Raw genomic sequence first — 16453 nt, forward strand, 5'->3', positions numbered from 1 at the left:
ATAAATTAATCCTATCTTTGCACACTTATTGTCAATTGAAACTAGAAATTGCGATTCCCTAATCATGGGAAATATTATGGAAAAAATAATCGACGAAAACAAACAAGGTAAAGCCTTGGTATTAGACCAAAAAGATAGTAATACTAAAAAGCTATTTATAGAAAGTTATGGTTGCCAGATGAATTTTAGCGATAGCGAAATCGTAGCTTCTATCTTGTCTGAACAAGGATACAACACAACCCAAAACCTTGAAGATGCTGATTTAGTTTTGGTAAACACTTGCTCTATCAGAGACAAAGCTGAGCAAACTGTTAGAAAACGCCTTAAGTATTACGATAAGGTAAAAGATAAAAACCCTAGCATGAAGGTTGGTGTATTGGGTTGTATGGCAGAGCGTCTAAAAACAAAATTCTTAGAAGAAGAAAAAATTGTTGATTTGGTCGTTGGACCTGATGCTTATAAGGATATACCTAATTTACTTAGCGAAGTAGAAGAAGGTAGAGAAGCCATTAATGTTATTTTATCTAAGGAGGAAACTTATGGAGATATTTCGCCTGTACGTCTTAACAGTAATGGTGTTAGTGCATTTGTTTCAATTACACGTGGTTGCGATAACATGTGTACTTTTTGCGTAGTCCCTTTTACCAGAGGAAGAGAGCGTAGTAGAGACCCTCAAAGCATCATTGAAGAAGTAAACGATTTATGGAATAAAGGCTATAAAGAAGTTACGCTTTTAGGACAAAACGTTGATAGCTATTTATGGTACGGAGGTGGACTTAAAAAGGATTTTGAGAAAGCGTCAGAATTGCAAAAAGCAACAGCTGTAAACTTCGCCAAGCTATTAGAATTATGTTCCAAAGCACAGCCAAAGATGCGTTTTAGATTCTCTACATCTAATCCTCAGGATATGACTTTAGATGTTATAGAAACCATGGCGAAGTATGAAAATATATGCAATTACATCCATCTTCCGGTACAAAGTGGCAGCAACCGTATTCTCAAAGAAATGAATCGTCTTCATACGCGCGAAGAATATTTTGAACTCATCGATAATATTCGTCGCATCATACCAGATGTAGCCATTAGTCAGGATATGATTGCTGGTTTCCCAACCGAAACAGAAGAAGATCATCAAGATACTCTAACCTTAATGGACTATGTAAAATACGATTACGGTTTTATGTTTGCGTACTCTGAGCGCCCTGGTACACTTGCGGGCAGAAAAATGGAAGATGACGTACCTGCTGATGTTAAACAACGACGCCTTAACGAAATACAAGCCTTACAACGTAGACATAGCTTATACAGAACCCAGCAGCATGTTGGTAAAGTAGAAGAAATTCTTATTGAAAAGTCTTCTAAAAAATCAGACCAACACTGGTCTGGCAGAAACAGTCAGAATATGGTTGCCGTGTTTCCAAAAGAACATTATAAACCTGGTGATTTCGTAATGGTGAAAATTTTAGACTGTACAAGCGCTACACTTATTGGTGAAGCTGTGGGTTATTCAAAAAACAACTCTTAATTGATTTATTAATGAAAAAAATATTATTACTATTCTGTGCATTTGCATTAGTAACAGCTTGTGAAAACGAACCTTTGGATCCTGCCTTCAGTGGTGGTGGAAATAATAATGGTGGCGGAAATGGTAGCTCCGATGATATAACATTAAGTAAATACGAATTAGATGTTACACTTAACACGTCTTTATTTGGATTCCCTTTTGAAACCATAGTAAAAACAGATTACTTCTTAGAAGAAAACTCGTTAGGTTATGGTGAAATTGAAACAACAGCTACAGTTTTAGGTGAAACACAAACTGTTACAGAAACACAAACTGTTGAAACAAATTCTGAAGGACAAGTAATAAGTTTTTTGTCTATAAATAGTTTAGGACAAACTACTAATACTACTTCAATAACATATGATGGCAACAATATTTCTAATATTACTTACAATTATTTTGAAGATAATGAAGAGGACTACGAATACAACTTTTCTTATAATGGTAACACCATAACAAGAACAGAAGTTGGCACTACAATAAGCACTGTTTTTACATTAGATGAGAACAATAGATTTTTCAAAAAAGAGTCTTTTGACGATGGAAACCTTATATTATCTGAAACCGTAACCTTTAATGAAGATGGTAATTGCGCAACTAGTATTACCACAGGCGATAACAATCTAAACATCACTTATAGTTACGATAATTTTGAAAATCCTATTCCGAACCAGATCTATAATCTAGGGAATATGCTTTCTATTTTAAATGATGATTATGAAGATACTTTAGGGGATGCTCTATCTCATGATTTCGCTTCTAATAACTGTATAGCAACAAGTATTAACGGAGAACTTTATAATTTCGATGTAACTTATGACAACTCTGATAGAATAAGCACAAGAGCCTATGAAATCTCATTAGAAGAAGATGGGGTTTCACTCACGACTGGGTTCAACGAAATTTTTACATACGCCAATTAAAATATGGAATCCATACAAGCTATAAAACAACGCTTCGGCATTATAGGAAACGATCCTAAGCTTAATCGTGCCATAGAAAAAGCCATTCAGGTTGCTGCTACAGATATTTCTGTGCTTGTAACAGGTGAAAGTGGTGTTGGTAAAGAAAGTATTCCTAAAATTATACACCAGCTTTCCCACAGAAAGCATGGCAAATACATTGCGGTAAACTGTGGCGCCATCCCAGAAGGCACTATAGACAGCGAGTTGTTTGGTCACGAAAAAGGTGCTTTTACGGGTGCCACACAAACACGTTCTGGTTATTTTGAAGTTGCTGATGGCGGAACCATCTTTTTAGATGAAGTTGGTGAATTACCATTAACAACCCAAGTACGCTTACTTCGTGTTTTGGAAAATGGTGAGTTTATTAAAGTAGGTTCTAGTAAGGTTCAAAAAACTAATGTAAGAATTGTAGCAGCTACAAACGTTAATATGTTTGAAGCCATTAAGAAAGAAAAGTTTAGAGAAGACCTTTACTATCGCCTTAGTACAATCGAAATAAATCTTCCAGCATTGCGTGACCGCAAGGAGGATATTCATTTATTATTTAGAAAATTTGCTAGCGATTTTGCTTTAAAATATAAAATGCCAACTGTAAAGTTAACTGACGATGCAGTTGCCTTACTTTTAAAATACCGTTGGAATGGTAACATTCGTCAATTGAGAAATGTTGCTGAACAAGTTTCGGTTTTAGAGCACAATCGTACTATAAATGCCGTAACACTTCAGAATTACTTACCTAATACTGGCACAAGCTTACCAGCTGTAATTAATACTTCTAAATCTGAAAGTGATTTTAGTAGCGAAAGAGAAATACTTTATAAGGTGTTGTTCGACATGAAAAGTGATTTGAACGACCTTAAAAAGTTAACCATGGAATTAATGAAGTCAGGAAGTGTTTCTGATGTTAAAAAAGAAAACGAGCACCTCATTCAGAAAATTTATGGAGATGATGATGACGAAAGTTATGAAACAGCATCTGAGATTGATAACTTAGAAGTACTATCCATACCACAGCATACAGAAGATAACGACGCTAATACAATAGACGTTGATGATAAGTATCATTTTGCTGAAGAGATTGAAGAGGAAGAAACCTTATCTTTACAAGACAAAGAGTTAGAACTTATTAAAAAATCTCTAGAGCGTCATAATGGTAAGCGCAAATTGGCTGCTGCCGAATTGGGAATAAGCGAGCGTACACTTTATAGAAAAATAAAGCAATACGATCTTTAAGAAAAGATTAGTACAACACAAGCACTATTAAAAAAGTAAGTGCGTTCAGTTAAAAACACTTTAGATGAAATTATTAAAATACATCGCAATACTTTTATTTACAATCACATTAACAGGTTGTGGTATCTATTCTTTTACAGGTGCAGACACTGGTGATGCCAAAACATTTCAAGTCAACTTTTTTCAGAATAATGCCGAACTTGTTGAGCCAGGTTTAGACATAGATTTTACAAATGCATTACAAGACTTAATTCAAAACCAAACCAGTCTAAATCTTGTAAATACTGGCGGAGACTTACTGTTTGAAGGAGAAATTACCGAATATAGAATCGCTCCAATGACAGCTACCGCACAAAACACAGCTGCCCAAAACCGCCTAACTATTAGTGTTAACGTACGTTATTTTAATACACTAGATGAAGATAAAGATTTTGAACAACGTTTTTCATTTTTCTTTGACTTTGATGCAAATGCTCAATTAGTTGGAGGTACAAAAGACGAAGCTTTTGAGGTTATTTTTGAGCGATTAACACAAGATATTTTTAATGCATCATTAGCCAATTGGTAATATATGCAACTAAAAGAATTAACATATTTACTTCAGCATCCTGAGGCTGTTACGGCTACTCAGACAGATGCATTATTGGCAAAAATTAATGAGTATCCATACTTTCAACCTTTACGTGCTTTATACTTAAAAGGTCTTAAACAAAAAGAGAGTTACAAATACAATAATGCGCTAAAAGTAACTGCTGCGCATACAGCAGATCGTAGTGTTTTGTTTGATTACATTACCTCAGAAATTTTTAATCAGAACGAAATTTCTAATCAAATTAAGCAAAACTCAGAATACATTAAATCCATAGACGTTAATGAAGTTGACGATATTTCGGTTAACAAAAGTGTGACCATTGATGATGCATTAAAAGAACACATTAAAGCAACCGAAGGTGTTTTAGACCCAAACCTGTTTGAGGCAAAAACACAGTATACTCCTAAGGAAGAAACTCTAAAGCTTGAAGATTCTATAATTTCAGTCGATGTTAAAAACATAACGCCAGAAGAAAAACTAAGTATTGGAAAACCTCTAGAATTTGACAAAAATGAGAATCATTCTTTTACCGAGTGGTTAAAAATAACAAGTTTTAAACCCATAGAAAGGGAAACGGAAGCTGAAATTTCAGATACTCAAAAAGAGGATACAGCGCAACCATTAGCCAGTAAACTAGATCTTATTGATAAGTTTATAAGCGAAAATCCTAAGATAAAACCCGTTGCCAGTAATACACCGAAACCTAAGTTGGTAAACAACGATGATAACGTTTCTGACAGCTTAATGACTGAAACTTTGGCAAGGATTTATTTAGAACAAAAAAACTATGACAAAGCCATTCAATCTTATAAAATTTTAAGTTTGAAATATCCAGAAAAAAGTAGTTTCTTTGCAGACCAAATAAAACTGGTAGAAGAAATAAAAGATAATAACACAATATAAAATGAGTGCATTTACAATATTTTTAGTTTTAATCGTAATCGTTGCATTTTTATTAGTCGTAGTGATTATGGTACAAAATCCAAAAGGTGGAGGTTTATCATCATCTTTTGGTGGTGGTGGCACACAACAATTAGGTGGTGTAAAGAAAACAGGAGACTTCTTAGACAAGAGCACATGGTTTTTAGGCGCAGCCTTAATTGTATTAATCCTTGCCTCTAACCTTACAATAGACTCTGGGAACAATATAGATTCTAAAGCTTTAGATGAAAATGAAGCTACAGAAATGCCAATATCTACTCCATCTAATACAGAAGATGCTGGTACAACAAACGATACTGAAGGGAACTAATACTTCTCTATTACAATAATGTAAAGCCAACTTTAAAAGTTGGCTTTTTTTGTACTATAAATTTCCGACAGGTATATCTGCAAGTTTGTCAGTCTATTTGTATTGGCATAATTTTCGAATAATAACAAAGCATTAAAACAACTTTTAATTAATCAAAAATATTATAACAAATGGCTTTAAACATTAAACCTTTGGCAGACAGAGTTCTTGTAGAACCTATGGAAGCTGAAACCAAAACAGCTTCGGGTATCATTATTCCAGACAATGCAAAAGAAAAACCGCAAAAAGGAACTGTTGTTGCAATTGGCAATGGCAAAAAAGATGAACCTTTAACTGTTAAAGTTGGTGACACTGTTTTATATGGTAAATATGGTGGCACTGAGTTAAAGTTAGAAGGTAAAGACTATTTAATGATGCGCGAAAGCGACATCTTGGCAATTGTTTAAAAACTTTGGCTATTAGCCTTTGGCTTTTAGCACCCTAAAATCAATTAACAAACGTATTAGCCAATAGCAGATAGCTAGAGGCAAAAAGCTAAAAAATTTAAAAAAATGGCAAAAGAAATAAAATTCGATATTGAAGCACGCGACGGACTAAAACGTGGTGTCGATGCTTTAGCAAATGCAGTAAAAGTAACTTTAGGGCCAAAAGGTCGTAATGTAATTATAGGTAAATCATTTGGAGCACCTCAAGTAACCAAAGATGGTGTTTCTGTAGCAAAAGAGATTGAACTAGAAGACGAGCTAGAAAACATGGGAGCTCAAATGGTAAAAGAAGTCGCTTCTAAAACCAACGATTTAGCTGGTGATGGTACAACAACCGCAACCGTTTTAGCACAAGCTATTGTAAAAGAAGGCTTAAAAAACGTTGCTGCTGGTGCTAACCCAATGGACTTAAAACGTGGTATTGATAAGGCTGTAGAAACCATTACTGCAGACTTAGAAAAACAAGCGAAAAAAGTAGGAAACTCTTCTGAAAAAATTCAGCAAGTAGCTTCTATTTCTGCTAACAACGACAATACTATTGGTGAGCTTATCGCTGAAGCTTTTGGCAAAGTTGGTAAAGAAGGTGTAATTACTGTCGAAGAAGCAAAAGGAACAGATACTTATGTAGATGTTGTAGAAGGTATGCAGTTTGACAGAGGTTACTTATCTCCATACTTTGTGACTGATGCTGATAAAATGATTGCTGATTTAGAAAATCCATACATTTTATTATTCGACAAGAAGATTTCTAACTTACAAGAAATTCTTCCAATCTTAGAACCAGTTGCGCAATCTGGCCGTCCATTATTAATCATCGCTGAAGATGTAGAAGGACAAGCTTTAGCTACTTTAGTTGTAAATAAATTACGTGGAGGATTAAAAATCGCTGCTGTAAAAGCACCTGGTTTTGGAGACAGACGTAAAGCAATGTTAGAGGATATTGCAATCTTAACTGGTGGTACTGTAATCTCTGAAGAAAGAGGTTTCTCTTTAGAAAACGCTGACCTTTCTATGCTAGGTACAGCCGAGTCTGTAATGATAGACAAGGACAACACAACTATTGTAAATGGTAACGGTAATTCTTCTGATATTAAAGCAAGAGTTAACCAAATTAAAGCTCAAATAGAAACAACTACTTCTGACTATGATAAAGAGAAACTTCAAGAGCGTTTAGCAAAATTAGCTGGTGGAGTTGCTGTATTATATGTTGGTGCAGCTTCTGAAGTTGAAATGAAAGAAAAGAAAGATCGTGTTGACGATGCTTTACACGCTACACGTGCTGCTGTAGAAGAAGGTATTGTTGCTGGTGGTGGAGTTGCTTTAGTAAGAGCTAAAAAGACTTTAGAAAAAATCACCACAGACAACCTTGACGAAACTACAGGTGTACAAATCGTTAATAAAGCGATTGAAGCTCCTTTAAGAACTATTGTTGAAAACGCAGGAGGTGAAGGATCTGTTGTTATCAATAAAGTATTAGAAGGTAAAAAAGACTTTGGTTACGATGCTAAATCTGAAGAATATGTAGACATGCTTAAAGCAGGTATTATAGACCCTAAGAAAGTAACTCGTATTGCGTTAGAGAATGCAGCTTCTGTAGCTGGTATGATTTTGACTACTGAATGCGCTTTAGTTGATATTAAAGAAGATACTCCTGCTTTGCCACCGATGGGTGGAGGCGGAATGCCAGGCATGATGTAGGTCGATAACCTCAATACTAAAGGAACTCAATATTGCCAATAACATGGTTGAGTTTAAATGATAAAGCAAAAGCCTTTGACGAAAGTTGAGGGCTTTTATTTTTTTACGGTTTTGTCAAATAAAAGCCTGAACTTATGATCAGGCTTTATGATTAATTTTTGTTTTCTGCTTTCTCTTGACCTTCATGGTCTTTAACGACATCTTTATCACGATACCTACAACAAGGGTGAACTGAATCATAAGCCTCATCTGTGGCTTTTATTTCTTTTGTATCATGGCCTACCGCAGCAATATTTTTAGAAATAGTTTTTAAATCTGTTTTACGCTCGTCATAAATCAATTTAAGCTCATGTGTATCCACGTTCCATACTGCAGATTTCACACCTTTAGTTCTAATCGCAGCTTTTTCTATACGTTCTTTACACATACCACAAACACCATCTACTTCCATAGAAGCTTTGGCATTCTTATTCTGAGCAAATGTCATTGTAGTTACTAATAATGCTATAATTAAAGTTACTTGTTTCATTTTATTGTTGTTTTTACCATTCTGAACTTGTTTCAGAATTTAATTATTTATTTTTTTATTATAGATTCCTGCTGCAGTAATGACAGTTTATTTTATTCTAAATCGTAATCCTGCATAGTACATGCTCCCAAATATTGGTCCATATACAAAGTTAGTATCAAAATTTGAACCAAAAGGATTGTCCGCACTAACTATTGGATTATTTTGCCTTACGTTAGTTACATTCTCACCTCCTAAATATACTTCAAACTTAGGTGAAAAGACCTTTGTTACCTGAAGATTTAAAGTAGCTACAGTTGGCGAATATTCATCTAATTGATATTCGATATCGCTTAGGGTGGTGCTAGGAAAGCGTTGAGAATCTAACCAATTATACGTTGCATCAAACTTCCATTGTGCACCATTATCTTTCTGATCTGTTTCATAAGCAGCATTAGCAAATACGCGATGTTTAGGCACTAATGGCTTTTCTAATTCACCAGAATTATAGTCGGTTTTTACATCGTAGAACTTGTAAGCTGTACGTAAATCAAAATTTTTAAATAGGTTATAGTTAAATTCAAATTGAAAACTATTAGCATAGCTATCTCCTTCAAGATTATAAAAGTTTACTTCAAAAGGGTTTTCCCAATCTACCACAACCTGATTTTGAAAATCCGTTCTATAAAAATCAAACGCTATATCAGCCTTTCTATCAAAAAGATTAAAACCTTGCAGATAACTCACACCATAATTCCAAGCAATTTCAGGATCTAAACCATAAATCTTTCCTCCTGAATTTAAAATATTGATTTGTCTTGAGCTAGCAAACATACTCTGATTTTCAGCAAAAATATTGGCACTTCGTTTTCCTCTTCCGACAGAAAATCTCAATGCTGATTTTTCCCAAGGTGTATAACGCACATGTAATCGAGGAGTTACAAAAAACCCAAGCCTGTTGTGCTGATCCACGCGCATACCAGCAGTCATAGTTAATTTATCGAGATTGTCATATGAATACTCAAAAAACGCACCAATGGAATTCTCTGTACGCTCAAAAGTTTCTGTGTTAACAAGTTCATCATAATGATCATAGGTGAAACTTAAACCTGTTTTTATCTTATGACGCGAATCGGAAATTATGCTGTTATAGACCAAGTTAGAATAAAAACTGTTATGTTTTATATCGTAAAGATTTAATCCAAAGTAAGAATCTTGTTTATGATGGCTAAAAGCGGTTTGAAATCCTAAACTTTGGTAGGGAATTTCGGGGTTTACATAGCCTAGCTTTGTACTTACCTCAAAGCGCTCTGTATTAATCTCGCTACCCCAAAATTCTGTAGTTCCTTTGTGAATCTCTGGATTGAATCCTAATTGTCCGGATTGCTTTTCGTCATTAACATATTTTAAATTTATAAAACTAACGACACCTTTTTCTGGATTTGTGTATTGCCAACGGTTCATCATGTTTATTTGGTTAAACAATGGCATATCCAAAAAACCATCATCATTAACATCATGCTTTTCTTGATGTGTATTACCATGAAGGTACACTCCTGTACTCCATTTATCTGACACCTTTGTATTAAAATGCGTATTAAATTCTAGACGCTCACTTGTAGCACCATAAAGGTTCACAAACAACGCATCGTCCGTAGTAGGTTTGACTAATTCTGTGTTTATCTGGCCTGCAATACTTTCAAAACCATTTACTACACTACCTGCTCCTTTAGTAATCTGAATACTTTCTACCCAAGTACCTGGAATAAAACTTAGTCCATAAGCTTGGGATGCTCCTCGAATAGCAGGAATGTTTTCGGTAGTAATCAATATATATGGACTAGTTAGGCCTAGCATTTTTATTTGTTTTGTTCCTGAAACCGCATCAGCAAAATTTACATCTATAGACGGATTGGTTTCAAAACTCTCAGACAAATTACAACAGGCTGCTTTTAGTAGTTCATCTGAACTTACAGTAATCGTATTAGTTGCTTTGAGGAATGATTTTGAAGTTGTTTGTTTTCTCGCCGTAACTGTTACTGCTTCTAATTCTTCAGAAGGTTCTAATACGTGTCTAACATATCTGTTTTTATTTACCGTTAATGTATCTGTTTTAAATCCTACATAACTTATAATCAACTTATTATAAGAAAATTTATATGGTAACGAAAAAGTGCCATCTTCGTCAGTTATTGATCCAATAGTTGAACCCAACCAATAAACATTAGCACCAGGCAAAGGCATTTCCTTGCCTGTACTTGTTTCTAAAATTACACCCTCTAATTGATCTTGAGATAGCCCTATAAAGGGCAAAAGCAGCATTATAATTACAAACTTTTTCATACAACAAAAGTTTTATTAATCATAAATATGGCCATAGCTATCATTATAGCATTTTCAATAAAGGTCGCTTTGGTCATTGGCAACTTTAATGCTGTACCCAAACAAGCACATTGAATAGATTTTTTATCTAATAATGTTTTGGTAACTCCAAAAGTTGTAATTCCTAAAATTACTAAAGTAACTATCAGAGCAATAGTTGTTTGAAAGCGCATAAGAAACATTAGACCTAAGGCAACCTCAATAAATGGGTATATCCATCCATAAGCTGGAACAGCTTTGGCCAATGGGTCGTACATTCTAAAACTTTCTGGAAAACTCTTAAGGTCTAAAAACTTAAAAAAGCTGAAAACAATATAAAATAAGCCCATAAAATCTAGCATAAAGCCATTAATATTCCATGGTTTTATGTTTAGTAAGGTTGAGGCCATAATGATGTAACCAAAAATTAGAAACAGCGGAAATAACTGCTTTATTTCTCTTTTCTTTTCATCATTAGGCTGAGTAGAGCTAAAAACATTTTTAGTGTTTTGCTCTGAAATTGTGTATTTATCTGATAGTGCATTTTGAAGTGTATCTACTTCGATATGCTTTTGCATTGTTATGGTTGCAGTACTGTCATTAAGATTAACCTCAACCTTATCTACATCAGACAGTTCAGATAGAGCCTTTTCTACAGAGGCCTTGCAACCGTTACAGGTCATTCCTGTAACCTTATATGTGTGTGTCATTAATTATTTAATTTAAAATTATCTTCGGTTAGTATTCTCAACGAATACAAAATCTTGAAAATTTTAAATTGTCTAAATAAGGAAAGTTTCGTCCAAAACGTGAATGTCTTTCACTATTTCGGGAGGAGAGTAGTCTCTGTTTGGTATTGCTTTTTTAGGTAAGCTTTCAAACAGGTGGATATAAGTAAAATGAAAAGCAATAAGTATTTGCTTTTCTATGCTTGTTAGATCATCAATTGAGGTAATCTTTAATTCATCTTGCCCTTCAACGACATCCACTTCGTTTTTACAACATGTATTTTTTGTAGTCTCAAATGCATCGGAGTCATTGGCATCACCACAACATGAATCTATTTTTGAAAATACTGCAATATCCACTAAGGTATCACCACAGAAATGCTTTTCTACAGTTAAAGAAAGCGTAGAAAACAACACTAAAAAAGATAGTGCTATAGCAATGGTTCTATTTAGAAATGAATATTTCACATTGCAAAGTTACAAAATTGACACAAACGGAAATGATTTTATAAAATCCTTAACGATTAAGTTTGTAATAGTAAAATGCTGGTAAGAGTAAAATTAAACCTATTGGCTGTATCAAAAATCGTCTGATATTGAAGAATAAATAGTAGTCTTCTTGCTTGGGATTAATAACAAAATATAGAAAAGGGATGAGTAATAACACATAGGCAATCGTATACAGCAAAACTGAAAATTTTATCATGATTTTATCATTAAAAATCAGATATAAAATCCCTATCGATGCCAATGTGTTTAACAAATATCGCAAACTTGTATAGAACACTAATTTAGCTACTTCGCGTCTAGGATTATCTATATAGAGATAGTCGTTTTCAAAAAACGTGAGATAAGGATCGTAGAACAAATAATCCTCAAAACCTCTAATCGCCACCAAAACGAGTAACAATAAAACAGCCAATATGTAGCGCGTAAGTTTAGGCATTTGCTTTTACATTTTTAGAAAATCTATTAACCCAAAACATCCAAAGGATAAATACAGTCCCATAAATTACCATTGGGAAAATAACATTGTGTAAGACCTCGCGTCTCCATGGGTAATGGTAAAGTCCTGCTGATAAAATCACTATTCGGATAAGATTAAAAGCATATATGATTATACTACCCGCAAAACAATAGAGTACTGTTGTTTTTATCTTACCTGCAAAAGCGACAATAAAAGATAGAAACAAAATGATAATGCTCACAGCATTACAACCTTCTATAACTCTGGCCACAAATTTTCCATTAATGATTACCTTCATTGAAGGTTCTTTGGGATGTGGTATAACTTCAGCCTTATATCCCACACTATTCAGCAAAGAATTAGTCTGTCTAGCGACCAAATTGGTCATGTAATCAGGATAGTGCTTAGAACCATCAGATAATTTTAAATAAATATTATAACCAATGGTTAACACACCATATACCAATAAAAAGGTGATAATGAATCTTATAACGAGCTTATATTTTGTTAAGAGTTCTCTCAAATAAAATATTATTAATTGTAGGCTGTTAAATTTATGAAAACCCTAATTTAAAAGTTTACGCTTTTAGATATTTTTGCCAAAAATTTGCAATTATGACTTTTGAAACTCTAAAACCCGAAATAAAATCAATAGCATCTAACACTAACTTTACTATAGACGAGCGTCTATTAAAAATTTGTGAGCTTCTTGAAGCCAATGTAGACTATTACAATTGGGTCGGTTTCTATTTTAAAAACGGAGACAAGCACGAGTTAAAACTTGGGCCATATGTAGGAGAACCAACCGAACATACCATAATTCCTTTTGGCAAAGGCATATGCGGACAAGTTGCCGTGAGTAATAAAAACTTCGTAGTACCAGATGTGTCTGCGCAAGATAATTACATAGCTTGTAGTATAACCGTAAAAGCTGAGATTGTAATTCCTATTTTTATAAATGGTGAAAATATTGGGCAAATTGATATAGACTCGAATACTCCAGACCCATTTACTGAAGCTGATGAACGTTTTCTAGAGTTTGTTTGTAAAGAAATTGCTAGTTTTATTTAATCACAATACTAACTACTAACTAAAATACTACATTCCAGTTCTAATAGCCTCAACAGGATCCAGTCGAGATGCTGATATTGCAGGTATTACTCCAGATATTAATCCTATAAATGTAGAAAGAGCAAAACCAAGGAACATATTGCCAAAAGATAAGACAAAGTTAAAGTCATCTCCCACTACTCCATTCATTATTAAGGCTGTTATATAAACAAGAAACAGACCGATTAAGCCACCTACAACAGCTAAAATTACGGCTTCGAATAAAAATTGAAATAAAATAAAACGGTTTTTAGCTCCTAAAGATTTTTGAATTCCAATAAGGTTTGTACGCTCTTTTACACTCACAAACATAATATTGGCAATACCAAAGCCACCTACTAAAAGTGAAAACCCACTTATTACCCAACCAACAAGGTTAAGTGTTCCAATAATAGCATCTACAAAAGATACTAAACCAGATAATTTATTAATAAAAAAGTCATCGTCTTCATCAGCTTTCAGACCTCTATACGCTCTGAATTTTTGCTTTAAAACACTTTCAAAAGCACCCATATCTACCCCAGATTTTGGTTTTATAACTACAGCACCTGGCAGACCATCTACACCTCCATTTCTAAATTGTCTCACAAAATTTGCAGGCACAAAGCCTTTAACGTCTGGCGAGTCACCTAAACCTGATCCATATTTCTCTAAAACTCCAATCACTGTTAACTTTCTACCATATACTCTCACCACTTTACCAATTGGATTAGACTGATCAAATAAATTTTCAGCTAATTCGTAACCAATAACAATAACAGGCGCTCCCGTATCTGACTCTAATTCTGAATAGAATCTACCTTTGTCGATTTTTAAATCATCTATAACATAAATTCCATGAGAAATCGGTGTAATCTCAATATTAGTTAATGTTTCTGCTTGGTAACGGATAGTTTCTCTACCACCAAAAATCACATAGGCAGACTCTTCAATATCTGGTACATTACGTCTCACAAACTCATAATCATCATACTCTGTTTGCGGAAAATTATCACGTTTCCATCTTGGCACTTCTGTTGGTCCAAAAGAATATTTAGTGAGGTACATGGTGTTTTTATCAAGTCCTGATAGGTTTTCCTTAATGTTTTTATCTAATGAATCTACAGCGGCTAAAACGGCAATAATAGAGAAGATACCAACGGTAACGCCCAAAAGTGACAGAAAGGTACGTAACTTATTATTTCTGAGAGCATTTAGTGCAAACGAAAAACTCTCTTTGAATACTCTTAAATAGACAAGCATATGTTGGTTGTTTTAAAACAATTTAAAGATAGGACGTTTTCAACAATTTATTGTTACAAAAAACTTAAAGAAACTCATATAACCACAAAGATAATCGTATTGTTTATTTTATTTTTGCAGCATCAAAATCACAACACAACATTATGAGCAACAAAACCATATCCTCAGCGCTAATTTCGGTATTTAGTAAGGACGGATTAGAACCAATAGTAAAAAAATTAAACGATCTCAACGTTACCATTTATTCAACTGGTGGAACGGAAAAATTCATCAAAGATTTAGGCATTAACGTTGTGCCTGTAGAAGATGTTACATCTTATCCTTCAATATTAGGTGGAAGGGTTAAAACTTTACATCCAAAAGTTTTTGGTGGTATTTTAAATCGTCAAAATCACGAAGGTGATGTTGCCGAACTTGCTGAGTTTGATATTCCACAAATTGATTTGGTCATTGTTGATTTATATCCTTTTGAAAAAACTGTTGCTTCTGGTGCTAGTAATCAAGATATCATTGAAAAAATTGATATTGGAGGTATTTCACTCATTAGAGCTGCCGCTAAAAACTATGCAGATGTTACTTGTGTATCTTCTGTAGATGATTATGCTGAATTTTTAGAATTACTTGAATCTAAAAATGGAGAAACTTCTGAAGAAGACCGTAAGCATTTTGCTGCAAAGGCTTTTAATGTTTCTTCTCACTACGATTCTGCTATTTTTAACTATTTCAATAAAGATGAAAAAGAACCAGTTTTAAAGATTAGTGAGACAAAAGGAAAAGTATTGCGTTATGGTGAAAACCCTCACCAAAAAGGATTTTTCTTTGGTGATTTTGATGCCATGTTTACAAAACTTCATGGTAAAGAATTAAGCTATAATAATCTGTTGGATGTTGATGCTGCTGTAAATCTTATTTTAGAATTTAAGGGTGAAGAACCAACTTTTGCTATTTTAAAGCATAATAATGCCTGTGGTTTTGCACAAAGAGATACCATTCATCAAGCGTATGTAGATGCGTTAGCTGGTGATCCCGTTTCTGCTTTTGGTGGTATCTTAATCTCAAATACAGAGATTGATAAAGCAACTGCCGAAGAAATCCATAAATTGTTCTGTGAAGTTGTAATCGCACCTTCATTTAGTGACGACGCTTTAGAAATTTTAAAAGGAAAGAAAAACCGAATTCTTTTAATCTTAAATGATGTTGAACTATCTGAAAAAACTGTTAGAACATGTCTAAATGGTGTTTTAGTTCAAGATAAAGATAACAAAACTGATAGTTTAGAAGATTTAAAAACAGCTACAACTAAAGCACCAACTGATGCTGAAAAAGAAGATTTAATTTTTGCTTCAAAACTTTGTAAGCATACTAAATCTAACACCATAGTTCTTGCCAAAAACAAACAACTTTTAGCAAGCGGAACAGGACAAACAAGTCGTATAGATGCCTTAAACCAAGCGATACATAAAGCTAAATCTTTCAATTTTGATTTAGAAGGCGCTGTTATGGCTAGTGATGCATTTTTCCCATTCCCAGATTGTGTAGAAATTGCAGATAATGCTGGTATTACAGCTGTAATTCAACCTGGCGGCTCTATAAAAGACGAATTAAGCATCAATTATTGTAATGAAAATAATGTTGCTATGGTCTTTACAGGAACACGTCATTTTAAGCATTAAAAAATATATTGAGTTAAAACATCTATAAAGGCAGAAATAACGTATAATTTATTACATTTACGCTTAGTCAAAAAA

General features: G+C 33.9%; 17 protein-coding genes. 10 read left to right on the forward strand and 7 right to left on the reverse strand.

The features are described from left to right. The first annotated feature begins 76 nt into the window (after window positions 1–76). The 8 genes from miaB (at window position 77) to groL (ending at window position 7789) form a co-directional block, all read left to right on the forward strand. The gene (gene miaB / locus FC091_RS05360) at window positions 77–1525 is read left to right on the forward strand and encodes a tRNA (N6-isopentenyl adenosine(37)-C2)-methylthiotransferase MiaB (RefSeq protein WP_138433243.1); all 1449 of its coding nucleotides are present in this window, start codon (window positions 77–79) and stop codon (window positions 1523–1525) included. An 11-nt stretch (window positions 1526–1536) separates the two neighbouring features. After that, complete coding sequence (locus FC091_RS05365) at window positions 1537–2487, forward strand: hypothetical protein (RefSeq protein ID WP_138433244.1); 951 nt, start codon at window positions 1537–1539, stop codon at window positions 2485–2487. A gap of 3 nt (window positions 2488–2490) precedes the next feature. Next, window positions 2491–3762: a sigma-54 interaction domain-containing protein gene (locus FC091_RS05370; protein WP_138433245.1), complete on the forward strand. Its 1272-nt coding sequence runs from the start codon at window positions 2491–2493 to the stop codon at window positions 3760–3762. 64 nt (window positions 3763–3826) lie between these two features. Next, complete coding sequence (locus tag FC091_RS05375) at window positions 3827–4330, forward strand: LptE family protein (RefSeq protein ID WP_138433246.1); 504 nt, start codon at window positions 3827–3829, stop codon at window positions 4328–4330. A 3-nt stretch (window positions 4331–4333) separates the two neighbouring features. After that, window positions 4334–5257 (forward strand): hypothetical protein, encoded by a 924-nt coding sequence (locus FC091_RS05380; RefSeq protein WP_138433247.1) that lies wholly within the window; start codon window positions 4334–4336, stop codon window positions 5255–5257. A gap of 1 nt (window position 5258) precedes the next feature. Further along, window positions 5259–5606: a preprotein translocase subunit SecG gene (secG, locus tag FC091_RS05385; RefSeq protein ID WP_138433248.1), complete on the forward strand. Its 348-nt coding sequence runs from the start codon at window positions 5259–5261 to the stop codon at window positions 5604–5606. Between the two features lie 170 nt (window positions 5607–5776). After that, the gene (locus FC091_RS05390) at window positions 5777–6052 is read left to right on the forward strand and encodes a co-chaperone GroES (RefSeq protein ID WP_138433249.1); all 276 of its coding nucleotides are present in this window, start codon (window positions 5777–5779) and stop codon (window positions 6050–6052) included. 105 nt (window positions 6053–6157) lie between these two features. Further along, complete coding sequence (gene groL / locus FC091_RS05395; protein WP_138433250.1) at window positions 6158–7789, forward strand: chaperonin GroEL; 1632 nt, start codon at window positions 6158–6160, stop codon at window positions 7787–7789. Window positions 7790–7940: 151 nt separating this feature from the next. On the opposite strand, the gene FC091_RS05400 is transcribed toward groL, so the two are convergent. The 6 genes from FC091_RS05400 to xrtF all read right to left on the reverse strand — a co-directional run bounded on the left by FC091_RS05400 (window position 7941) and on the right by xrtF (window position 12876). Next, a complete protein-coding gene (locus FC091_RS05400; protein ID WP_138433251.1) occupies window positions 7941–8318 on the reverse strand; it encodes a heavy-metal-associated domain-containing protein in 378 nt (125 codons plus the stop codon). Window positions 8319–8405: 87 nt separating this feature from the next. Beyond that, window positions 8406–10640 (reverse strand): TonB-dependent receptor, encoded by a 2235-nt coding sequence (locus tag FC091_RS05405; RefSeq protein WP_138433252.1) that lies wholly within the window; start codon window positions 10638–10640, stop codon window positions 8406–8408. Next, window positions 10637–11368, reverse strand: coding sequence for a heavy metal translocating P-type ATPase (locus FC091_RS05410; protein WP_138433253.1), 732 nt, complete (start codon window positions 11366–11368; stop codon window positions 10637–10639). Before FC091_RS05410 ends, FC091_RS05405 begins: the two co-directional genes overlap by 4 nt. Before the next feature lie 72 nt (window positions 11369–11440). Beyond that, window positions 11441–11854 carry an HYC_CC_PP family protein gene (locus FC091_RS05415; RefSeq protein WP_138433254.1) on the reverse strand — a complete coding sequence of 138 codons (414 nt, stop codon included), beginning with the start codon at window positions 11852–11854 and terminating at the stop codon, window positions 11441–11443. 49 nt (window positions 11855–11903) lie between these two features. Beyond that, window positions 11904–12332, reverse strand: coding sequence for an exosortase F system-associated membrane protein (locus tag FC091_RS05420; protein WP_138433255.1), 429 nt, complete (start codon window positions 12330–12332; stop codon window positions 11904–11906). After that, window positions 12325–12876: an exosortase family protein XrtF gene (gene xrtF / locus FC091_RS05425; RefSeq protein WP_138433256.1), complete on the reverse strand. Its 552-nt coding sequence runs from the start codon at window positions 12874–12876 to the stop codon at window positions 12325–12327. Before xrtF ends, FC091_RS05420 begins: the two co-directional genes overlap by 8 nt. 92 nt (window positions 12877–12968) lie before the next feature. Between xrtF and FC091_RS05430 the strand changes: the two genes are divergently transcribed. Next, window positions 12969–13424, forward strand: a complete 456-nt coding sequence (locus tag FC091_RS05430) for a GAF domain-containing protein (protein ID WP_138433257.1) — start codon at window positions 12969–12971, stop codon at window positions 13422–13424. Window positions 13425–13451: 27 nt separating this feature from the next. Here FC091_RS05430 and FC091_RS05435 read toward each other — a convergent pair whose 3' ends face one another. After that, window positions 13452–14705, reverse strand: a complete 1254-nt coding sequence (locus FC091_RS05435; protein WP_138433258.1) for an ABC transporter permease — start codon at window positions 14703–14705, stop codon at window positions 13452–13454. Between the two features lie 143 nt (window positions 14706–14848). Here FC091_RS05435 and purH point away from each other — a divergent pair, with 143 nt between their 5' ends. Beyond that, entirely contained in the window at window positions 14849–16378 is a 1530-nt protein-coding gene (gene purH, locus FC091_RS05440; RefSeq protein ID WP_138433259.1) for a bifunctional phosphoribosylaminoimidazolecarboxamide formyltransferase/IMP cyclohydrolase, read from the forward strand. The last annotated feature ends 75 nt before the right edge of the window (window positions 16379–16453 follow it).

This window comes from Winogradskyella algicola (assembly GCF_005869935.1).
Lineage (GTDB): Bacteria > Bacteroidota > Bacteroidia > Flavobacteriales > Flavobacteriaceae > Winogradskyella > Winogradskyella algicola.